Origin of the sequence: Streptomyces sp. NRRL B-24572, from assembly GCF_002156145.1 — a bacterium.
Lineage (GTDB): Bacteria > Actinomycetota > Actinomycetes > Streptomycetales > Streptomycetaceae > Streptomyces > Streptomyces vietnamensis.
The window spans coordinates 1-7,497 of record NZ_MWIG01000268.1 but is presented as its reverse complement, the minus strand read 5'-3'; the positions used below and the strand labels follow the sequence as shown (position 1 = coordinate 7,497).

General features: G+C 75.0%; 9 protein-coding genes. 7 read left to right on the top strand and 2 right to left on the bottom strand.

Features of this window, described 5'->3' with window-relative positions; genetic code table 11:
* Both CCN56_RS16815 and CCN56_RS16810 read left to right on the top strand, forming a co-directional pair.
* Window positions 1-230, top strand: a 230-nt coding sequence (locus CCN56_RS16815) for an STAS domain-containing protein (RefSeq protein WP_143664536.1), incomplete at its 5' end; no start/stop codon positions are given.
* A 67-nt stretch (window positions 231-297) separates the two neighbouring features.
* Complete coding sequence (locus CCN56_RS16810; RefSeq protein ID WP_086827733.1) at window positions 298-1,470, top strand: PP2C family protein-serine/threonine phosphatase; 1,173 nt, start codon at window positions 298-300, stop codon at window positions 1,468-1,470.
* 117 nt (window positions 1,471-1,587) lie between these two features.
* Here the strand turns inward: CCN56_RS16810 and CCN56_RS16805 are convergent, their stop codons facing one another.
* A complete protein-coding gene (locus CCN56_RS16805; RefSeq protein ID WP_086827731.1) occupies window positions 1,588-2,100 on the bottom strand; it encodes a MarR family winged helix-turn-helix transcriptional regulator in 513 nt (170 codons plus the stop codon).
* A 107-nt stretch (window positions 2,101-2,207) separates the two neighbouring features.
* On the opposite strand from CCN56_RS16805, the gene CCN56_RS16800 reads away from it, so the two are divergent.
* Window positions 2,208-3,410, top strand: coding sequence for a PP2C family protein-serine/threonine phosphatase (locus CCN56_RS16800; RefSeq protein WP_256962001.1), 1,203 nt, complete (start codon window positions 2,208-2,210; stop codon window positions 3,408-3,410).
* A gap of 112 nt (window positions 3,411-3,522) precedes the next feature.
* Window positions 3,523-4,056: an ATP-binding protein gene (locus tag CCN56_RS16795; protein ID WP_256962000.1), complete on the top strand. Its 534-nt coding sequence runs from the start codon at window positions 3,523-3,525 to the stop codon at window positions 4,054-4,056.
* Window positions 4,057-4,068: 12 nt separating this feature from the next.
* On the opposite strand, the gene CCN56_RS16790 is transcribed toward CCN56_RS16795, so the two are convergent.
* Window positions 4,069-4,326, bottom strand: a complete 258-nt coding sequence (locus CCN56_RS16790) for a WhiB family transcriptional regulator (protein ID WP_086827727.1) — start codon at window positions 4,324-4,326, stop codon at window positions 4,069-4,071.
* A gap of 370 nt (window positions 4,327-4,696) precedes the next feature.
* On the opposite strand from CCN56_RS16790, the gene CCN56_RS16785 reads away from it, so the two are divergent.
* The 3 genes from CCN56_RS16785 to CCN56_RS16775 form a co-directional block, all read left to right on the top strand.
* Window positions 4,697-5,107: an STAS domain-containing protein gene (locus tag CCN56_RS16785; protein WP_179199864.1), complete on the top strand. Its 411-nt coding sequence runs from the start codon at window positions 4,697-4,699 to the stop codon at window positions 5,105-5,107.
* 174 nt (window positions 5,108-5,281) lie between these two features.
* Complete coding sequence (locus CCN56_RS16780) at window positions 5,282-6,982, top strand: PP2C family protein-serine/threonine phosphatase (RefSeq protein WP_086827723.1); 1,701 nt, start codon at window positions 5,282-5,284, stop codon at window positions 6,980-6,982.
* On the top strand, window positions 6,979-7,497 hold a 519-nt coding region (locus CCN56_RS16775; RefSeq protein WP_143664535.1), incomplete at its 3' end, for a B12-binding domain-containing protein. The genes CCN56_RS16780 and CCN56_RS16775, both read left to right, overlap by 4 nt.

Here is a 7,497-nt window from a genome sequence, read left to right as displayed (position 1 = left end):
GGCGGCGCCGCCTCGTGCTGGACCTGTCCGCCCTCGACTTCATGGACTCCTCGGGGCTGAACGTCCTGATCCGGGCGGTCAACAAGGCGCGGGAGAGCGACGGCGACCTGTACCTCGCCGCGCCGACCCCGGCCGTGCGCCGCATCCTGGAGATCACCGGCGTGATGTCGACCATCCCGCCGCACGACGCCGTGGCGGACGCGCTGGCCGCGGCCGGCGGCACGAGATAGCGGACGGACGGCACGGTCCCGTGCACAGGGACCGGGCGCAGGGAAGAGGAAGAGGAAGAGGAAGACCGTGCGCGAGATCGCCGAGATCGAGCAGGCGCTCCGCCGGGCGGCTCCCCACCGGCTCGTGGGAGTCGTCGAGGACGCCCTCAGGGACCACGGGGTGCTGCGGGTGGAGCTCCGCATGGCCGACTACGGCCTGCGGACGCTCCAGCTCGTCGGACACGTTCCCGGGACGGACCCGTCGGTGCCGATCCACGACAGTCCCCAGGGGCGCGCCTTCGGCGCCCAGGAGCCGTACGCGGCCCGGGAGTCCGGGGCGCTCCGGCTCCATCTGCCCGTCACGGTCCGCGGGGACCGGCTGGGGGTGCTGACGGCCGAGCTGCCCCCGCGGGCCGACGTCGGGCAGCTGCTGCCGGAGCTCGCCCAGCTCTGCGAGGCGCTCGGCCACGAGATCCTGGTGGCGGAGCGCGACACGGACCTGTACGTCCTGGCGCGGCGCGCGACCCGGCTCACGCTCGCGGCGGAGATGCAGTGGCAGCTGCTGCCCGGCCGTTCCTGCACCCGTCCCGAGTTCGCCCTGGCCGCCCATCTGGAGCCCGCCTACGCCATCTTCGGCGACAACTACGACTGGTCGGTCTCGGACGGCCGGCTGACGCTGACGGTCACCAACGGCATGGGAGAGGGCATCAAGGCCGCCCTGCTGACGAACCTCGCGATCAACGCGCTCCGCAACGCCCGCCGGGCCGGCCTCCCGCTGGCGGACCAGGCCGCCCTGGCGGACCAGGCCGTGTACGCCCAGTACCGGGGCGAGTCCTTCGTGTCGGTGCTGCTGCTCTGCTTCGACCTGGCCACGGGCGAGGTGGAGGCCGTGGACGCCGGTTCGCCCCGGCTGTGGCGGCAGCGGGGACAGGTGGTGGAGTCCGTCGGCTTCGAGGCGCAGCTGCCCCTCGGCATGTTCGAGGACACCGTGTACGTACCGGAGCGGTTCTCGGTGCGGCCGGGCGACCGGCTGCTGTTCGGGAGCGACGGCGTGTACGCGGCCGTCTCGCCGGCCGGGGAGAGTTACGGGGACCGGGCACTGGCCCGCGCGCTGCGGGGGACGAGACTGCTGCCGCCCACGCACGTGCCGCAGGCGGTGCTCCGGGAGCTCGCCGCCCACCACGGCGGCAGCCCGCTGGAGGACGACGCCCTGGTCGTCTGCCTCGACTGGCACGGCACCCCGTCAAAAGTTGCCGTATGACAACTGTATCCTTGGGGCAATACTCGGGCGGTGCCCGGAAGAACGCGTCGAGGACGACCAGAGGTGGCAATGAGGACATGGGGTGTGCGCCCGGCCGGAGCCGGCGTCGCGCGGGGGTCAGGCCGAACTGACGTCCTTCAGCGGAGTGCGGGCGCGTGACGAGGCGGCCGCTCCGCCCCCTCCCACCGCGTCGTGGAACCCGGTGAGCCCCCGCAGCAGCGCCTTGCGGCTCGTCGGCGACATGTCCGCGATGACCGCGAGCAGGGCCTCCTCGCGCTGGACCCTGAGGTCCCGCAGGTACGCCTTGCCGTGTGCGGTCAGGTGCAGTTCCAGCTGCCGGCGGCTCACGGGGCTGGGCAGCCGCTGCACGAAGCCCAGCGCCTCCAGCCGGTCGCACATGCGGCTCACCGAGGGCGGGGCGGAGCCGAGCAGCTCCCCCAGGGTGCGCAGGCTGATCCCCTCCTCGCGGTCCAGGCTGTACAGCACGCGCAGCTGACTCGCCGAGACGGGTGTCGACGACACCATGTCCCGGCCGCGCTCCCACAGCACCTCCAGCAGCTCGATGAGCTCCCGGGCGGACTCGGCCGTCCGCTGCGGCTCCCGTGGCGGCGGGGCGGGGTTGCTCGTCATGCCTGCCGACCCTCCTCGGACGTCCGGGGCCGGGGACAGCGGCCTTGCGACGGACCGGTCATCTCCACATCTCTCCAGAAGGCGGTACGGATCCGGTGGATCGACACGTGACAGTGGAAGGCGCACTGCGCGGGGCGGCACCGCACCTCCTCATGGACTCCCTCCGTACCAGTCTCGCGCAGCTGTACGCCGCGACCTCCGCCGATCTGCTGCTCGTCGACTACGGATGCACGACCCTGCGCCCCGTGGAGCCCGTCCAGGCCCCTGCCGGGATGTCGGACACGCCCGTGGACGCGGGCCCCGCCGGCCGCGTCTTCCGCACCCAGCAACCATATCTTTTCCGTGATGTCGGGCCCACGGCGACCGTTCACCTGCCCGTCACGGTCCGCGGAGAACGGTTCGGCGTCCTGGTCGTCGTCCTGCCCGCCGAGCGCTCCGCGCCGGAGACCACCGCGAGCCTCGCCCGGGTCGCCGAGACCCTGGGGCACGCCCTGCGCGTCGCCGACCGCCACACCGACCTGTACCGCCGCACCCGCAGGACGCACGCCCTCAGCGTCGCGGGGGAAATGCAGTGGGACACCCTGCCGGGCCGGGCCTGCGCCGGACCCGCCTTCGACCTCCACGCCCACTGGGAGCCCGCCTACGCCTCCGGGGGGCACCTCCTCGACTGGAGCGCCACCGAGCGGGACCTCGTGATCGTCGTCGCCGACAGCGCCGGCCCCGGCACCCCGGCCGCCCTGGCCAGCACCCTCGCCCTGATGGCGCTCCGCAACGCCCGGCGGGCCGGGCTCGACCTGGTGGCCCAGGCCAGCCTCACCGACCAGGCGCTCTACGGGCAGTACCGCGGCCGGCACCCGCTCTCCGCCCTGCTGCTCCGGATCGACCTGGCCACCGGCGAGGCCGAGGTGGTGGACGCCGGGTCGCCGACGCTCTGGCGCCTCCGTCCCACCGGGACCGAGCGCATCGACCTGGACCGCCAACTGCCCCTGGGCATGTTCGAGGACACCGTCTACGCTCCCCAGCGCCTGCGCCTCCTGCGCGGCGACCGGCTGGTCTTCGTCGCCCACGGCGCCGGGGAGCCGACGGCCGGCGGCGGGGACGAGGCACCGGACGGTCCCGTCGCCCGCGTCCTCACCCGGGTGCGCCACCGGAAGGGCGCGGAGGTCCCCCGGGCCGTCGTACGGGCGCTGCGTGACACCCGTCGTGGTGCGTCGCCCCCCGTCCTCGTACTCTGTCTCGACTGGCGCGGCCACGGGGCCGAGACGCCGGACGGGAGACGGCACGGGGGGATCGGGCCGGCATCCCCCTGACGCGCTGCCCGCGGGGTGATCTGCGGGCCGTGCGGTGTGAGAACCATGAAGAGGGGAAAGGCGGGTACGAGGAGCCCGGCCACCGGCCCAGGACGAGGGGAGTACCAGCGCCATGACGGACGCGATCACCGCGGAGCGCGCGGTCCCGGAGCCCCTGCTGTCCGCGGGCGTCGTCTACGGCGACGCCTCCCGGGGCGGGGTGATCGCGTCGGCGCGTGCCTTCACGGCCGAATTCCTCGCGGACGCCCCGGCCGTGCTGCGCGGGCCGGTCGGCGACGAGCGCGTCGAGCTCGCGCAGCTGGTGGTCAGCGAACTGGTCACCAACGCGATCCGGCACACGGCCGGCCCCTGCCGACTCCTGCTCGAACTGGGCCCCGGCGTCCTGGAGATCTCGGTCTTCGACCAGGAGGCCGCCGCTCCCGTACCCCGCGGGCACGACCCCCGCCGCATCGGCCAGCACGGCGTCGAGATCGTCGTCGCCGTCTGCGAGAGCCTGACCGTGGAGCCCGCCCCGGAGGGGAAGCGGGTCCGCGCCCGCCTCTCCCTGCTGCCGGAGCACGCCGACCCCGCGGAACCGGCGGGCGCGGTGACGCACCGGCACCACGCCCGGGTCCCCCGACGCCCTGGGGAACGTCCGGGGGCGTGATCCGCGGGCCGGTCACCCGCGGTCGTCCGCCCGCCGGCGCGCCCGGCGTGCCGGGGACCGCCGCTCGGCCTCGGTCAGGCCGCCCCACACGCCCGACGGCGGATGCGGCTGCGCCAGGGCCGAGCGCAGGCACGGTTCGCGTACCGGGCAGCGCCGGCAGATCCTCTTGGCCTCCTCCTCCTGCGCGAGCGCGGGAGCCCCGGTCCCCACCGGGAAGAACAGATCGGGGTCGACCTCCTGGCAGGCCGCGGCCGCACGCCAGCCTTCCATGTGAGCCTCCTGGCACATGAGTAGGGATTCGTGTCCCCGTCCGCCTGACCGCTCGTCCGTCCGTGAAACCCGCGCGGGGCCGCGCCGGGCGTCACCGGGGGCCGCGCCGCGGACCGCGGGGGGCGGGCACGACGCTCCACCACGTCATCGCCACACCGACACCGAACACCAGGACCAGCAAGACCGGCACGGCGGAATCCTTCCGGGAGCGGACCGCGTTCCGGAATCCGACTGACCCCGAACACCACGCCGAAACTCCTTCCTCCGTCATGAATCCGGAGGACGGGGAACGTGGAAGGAGACGGTGACGTCCACGTCGCCTCCCCGGGCTGGGCCGTCCGCCAGGAGCCGTACACGGAGGAAGTCGAGGGTGTTCCCGGTCGACGTCAGCCAGGAGGAACGGGGCACCGTACTGGTGCTCCGGGGCGAGCTGGACTTCGACAGCGCCGTCCAGCTGGACGAGGCGGGGCTCAGGGGCCCGGGGGCCGGCGCCGCGCCGGGGTCCGTCGTGGTCGACCTCGCCGCCCTGACCTTCTGCGACTCCAGCGGCAACGTCACCGCCGTCCGGAGCCTGCTGCCCTACACCGACGGCATCACGGCGGCCCGCGCCGGCTCGGGCGAGGAGTTCGGGGAGAAACGGCTCGCCGAGGCCGTCGCCGGGACCCCGCCCCACCCCTCGGCCCGGCAGGTCGTCGACGCCCTCGCCCGTGCGGTGCGCGACTTCACGGGCGGACAGGACGTCGACGACGACCGGGCGGTCCTCGTCCTCACCGCCACCTGAGGGCCGCTTCCGGTGAAGCACCTGTGCCGGAATCGTGGGGATCGTGCGGGGCCGGACGGTACGCGTACCGGAAGAGGAGGGTTCACTTGATGTGCGGGGCCCCCTGCGCAAGGGTGGACGGACGAGCTGTCGTCGAGTGGGAAGGTGGCGGGCCACGACGCGCGGGCCACGCTTATGACTGTTTTCGAGGACGAGTCCAACCGCTCCCGGGAGACCGCGGAAGCGAGGAATCCCTGGTGGCGCGGTTCACCGCACCCTGCGGTGGTGGCCGACCGCGAGGGCGGCGTCGTGGAGTTCAACGCCGCCGCGGCCGACCTCTTCCCGCGACTGGGGGTCGGCAAGGGGCTGGACGAAGCCGTCCCGCGATGGCTTGCCGACGCCCATCGGCGGCTGGCCCGCCCGGCGCGCGCACCCACCGGGGCGGAACCCGCCGCGGCGTCCCCCAGCGGGGCGGGACCCGCCCCGCTGCGCGGCAGCCACGACGGCAGGCTCCTGAGGGCCCACCCCACCGAGTCCGGCCACGGCGACGTGGCCTGGTGGCTGGTCGACGACTCCGACCTGACGGCCGCGCAGGACGCCCTGCGCACCGAACGGGAGCGCCACGCGATCCTGGCCGAGGCCTCCACCCAGCTGCTGGCCTCGCTCAACCCCGACCGCTGCCTGGAGAAGGCGGCCCTGCTCGCCGCCGACCACCTCGGCGACGCGGCCCTCGTGATCTCCCCGCCCGGGATGCGGAACCGCTCCACCGTGGTCACCGCCATGGCCGGGGGCTTCGAGCGGGCGCAGCTCACCCTGGACCCGGCCGTCGTGCCCGGTCTCGCCGAGGCGCTCCAGGGGTTCCCGCCGGTGCCCGCCCGCTGGATCGACCCGGCCGAACTGCCGTCCTGGGCCGTGCCCCAGGGCTTCGGGGGGACCCCCGGGTCCGTCGCCATCACCCCGCTGCCCGGCCACGGCGTGCCCGCGGGCGCCCTGGTCCTGCTGCGGCGCGGCGGACAGCGGGCCTTCGACACCTCTGAGGAGCACTTCGCCCGGCTGTTCGCCGCCCGCGCGGGCGCCGCCCTCTCGGCCGCGCGCCTCTACGCGGAGCAGGCCCGCGTCACCCGCGCGCTGATCGCCGAACTCCTCCCGCCCCGGCTCCACCACGTCGACGGCGTCGACTTCGCCGGCGGCTACCGCACGTCCCGGGACACCGAGCGGATCGGCGGCGACTTCTACGACGTGCACCCGGGCACCGACGACGGCCGCGACACGCTCGCCGTCCTGGGCGACGTGTGCGGCAAGGGGCTGGACGCCGCCGTGCTCACGGGCCGGATCCGCAGCACCGTGCAGGCCCTGCTGCCCCTCGCCGGCGACCACCAGGACGTCCTGCGGCTGCTCAACGGCGCCCTGCTGACCGCCCGTCACACCCGCTTCGCCACCCTGATCCTGGCCTCGGTGCGGCGCACGGGCGGCCGGGTGCGGCTCCGGCTCACCAGCGCCGGCCACCCCCGCCCGCTCGTCCTGCGGGCCACGGGAGAGGTGGAGGAGGCGGACACCGGCGGGACCCTGGTGGGCGCCCTCCCCGTCGTCACCAGCCGGTCCGCGACCGTGGACCTCTCCCCCGGCGAGACCTGTCTGCTCTACACGGACGGGATCACGGAGGCCCGGGGCGGGCCGCTCGGCCCCGCCATGTTCGGCGAGGACCGGCTGCGCTCCGCGCTCTCCGAGTGCGTGGGGCTCCCGGCCGAGGCCGTAGTCGAGCGCGTGCAGATGATCGCCGGGGACTGGGTGGGCGACGGCCCTCACGACGACATGGCGGTCGTCGCCATCACCGCGCCGCACACCACCCATCTGTCCGCGGTGAACGGCCGCACCCGGGGCAGGTACACCGCATGAGCACGCAGACCACCACCCCGGCCGACGTCCTCGCCACCACCCGCCGACGGCTGTGGGCGGCCCTGGAGACGAGGGACGAACCGGCCGCCACCGCCGCCGTCCTCGACGCCCACGACGCCGGGGCCCCCGCCGAGGACCTCCTCCTCGACGTGATCGGCCCCGTCCAGGCCGGGATCGGCGCGGAATGGGCCGCCGGCCGCATCGGCGTCGCCCAGGAGCACGCCGCCACCGCCATCCAGGACCGGGTCGTCGCGGCCCTCGCCCACCGCACGGCGGGCGCGGCCGGGCCCCGGCCGGAGACCGGGGAGGCGCCCCGGCACGTCACCGTCGCCTGCGTCGACGGCGAGTGGCACGCCCTGCCCGCCCGGCTCCTCGCCGAGGTCCTGCGTGGCCGGGGCTTCCTCGTCGACTACCTCGGGGCGCACGTCCCCACCCCCCACCTCATCGCCCACCTGCACCAGACCGGCAGCGAGGACGAGCGGGCGACGACGTCCGTGCCGGTCTCGTGCAGGTGG

What these genes read in the sequence shown, in the direction of transcription:
- CCN56_RS16795 (WP_256962000.1), top strand. Translation starts at nt 3,523, where the DNA reads ATGACGGACGCGATCACCGCGGAGCGCGCGGTCCCGGAGCCCCTGCTG.
- CCN56_RS16790 (WP_086827727.1), bottom strand. Translation starts at nt 4,326, where the DNA reads ATGGAAGGCTGGCGTGCGGCCGCGGCCTGCCAGGAGGTCGACCCCGAT.
- CCN56_RS16805 (WP_086827731.1), bottom strand. Translation starts at nt 2,100, where the DNA reads ATGACGAGCAACCCCGCCCCGCCGCCACGGGAGCCGCAGCGGACGGCC.
- CCN56_RS16780 (WP_086827723.1), top strand. Translation starts at nt 5,282, where the DNA reads ATGACTGTTTTCGAGGACGAGTCCAACCGCTCCCGGGAGACCGCGGAA.